Genomic DNA, 1,416 nt, shown 5'->3' with positions numbered 1-1,416 from the left:
ATTTTTCGCTCATCTGACTACATTACCATATTTCTCGGCTCTTACTCTCACTATTTTTCACCTGAATCCTTACGTTGGCAGAATCGAAAACAGCAGAGGAAAAAAGTGCGATTACTGAGACTTCTCTAGCTAATCAAAACTAATGATAGGGTGGGCAATGCCCACCTTACAAATTATGCTACTGAGAAAGGCTATATAGTGAAATTATGACACACAGATCGCCGATGCGTAGCTTTGTGTTATGCATCCTACAATGCTAATTTATTTTTTCAAACTCGAAATCGAATTTCTGTAACTCTTTATGATAATCCCTCAAATACATCTGCACTAAGTTTTTTCTCGCTGCTTTGTCCCAAGTTTTTAAGCCACGATCGGAAAATGGTAAAACAAGGTTATGGGTAATTGCTGCCAAGTTTTGAAATTGCTGACTCAGATCTCTACATTCTATAGGTGCTGAACCTATATCAGTTGCCTCAAAATAAAGTTTTGTGACTTTTGACTCAAAATTTGACATCAAACTCATGTATCTTGCCTCATCTATTTCTCCTGAGTTATATTGATTGATTACATTTTCGATCTGAGTCACAATCTCCATAATTGGATCTGCCAGTTTCATCATTAAATCTAAGAATTTTTCCTTCGGTAACTCATACAATCTGCTGATCCTAGATATTTCTTGACAGTTTTCATTCCATTTTACAACTATATCTCCATCAATTGTTTCTCCCTCTAGCTGTATGGGGACAAATTCAGGAGATAATTTTTTACTAATCCATTGAGTCATGCAAATCCAATTTGCTCGGTTGTGGTAATCTTCTGGCGACAAATACAAATAAAGCCAAATTACGTGAGCTGCTTTGTTTTGCCATAGTTTTTCAAGTTGTTTGTTTCTATAATATGCTCTATTTTTTAATCTATTAGTAACGTCTTTTATGACTTGAATAATATCATCCTTCGTGAATTCTCGGTTCAAAAGTATCTTTGCAGAATATCTTTTTGCCTGGGAATGGCTCACATCTTGTAAAGATAATTCCGTATATTCACGGGCAGAAATTATTTTTTGGCTCAACTTTTTGAGTTGTTCGATAGCATGAGATTCAACTTTTCGATCGAGCGGCATTAATAATTTCCACCCTTTTTGGGTTCTTTGAATAGTATTATTGTTTACGGCCTGCCAATAGGCAATATTCTCGCTATCTTTATACAAAACAACAATGACAGGTAGGGAGTGATTTTGCCAATATTCTAAATGCTCGTTATTGCCTCGAAAAATGATATTATTCCCATTTTTTTCTTTAAACCAGCTATCTCCTGATTTGATTTGCAAGGCAATTAACTTTGGGAGCATCCCGGTTTTGTAAATATCCGAATAAGTGTAAAATAGTTAAAATCAATAAAAGCGTCAAAAAAAGTCGA

Annotated in this window: 1 protein-coding gene; it reads right to left on the bottom strand. The window is 35.0% G+C overall.

The window, feature by feature from the left end; translation table 11 throughout:
• Positions 1 to 256: 256 nt before the first annotated feature.
• On the bottom strand, positions 257 to 1,348 hold the full coding sequence (locus QUB06_RS34535) for a DUF4365 domain-containing protein (RefSeq protein ID WP_333439339.1): 1,092 nt from the start codon (positions 1,346 to 1,348) through the stop codon (positions 257 to 259).
• Between the last annotated feature and the right edge of the window lie 68 nt (positions 1,349 to 1,416).

Source organism: Microcoleus sp. D2_18a_D3 (assembly GCF_036702455.1).
Classification (GTDB): domain Bacteria; phylum Cyanobacteriota; class Cyanobacteriia; order Cyanobacteriales; family Microcoleaceae; genus Microcoleus.
The sequence above is the reverse complement of the archived record's forward strand: the minus strand, read 5'-3'. Positions and strand labels throughout refer to the sequence as shown.

Coding starts and splice junctions, on each gene's coding strand:
- QUB06_RS34535 (WP_333439339.1), bottom strand. CDS start 1,348: ATGCTCCCAAAGTTAATTGCCTTGCAAATCAAATCAGGAGATAGCTGG.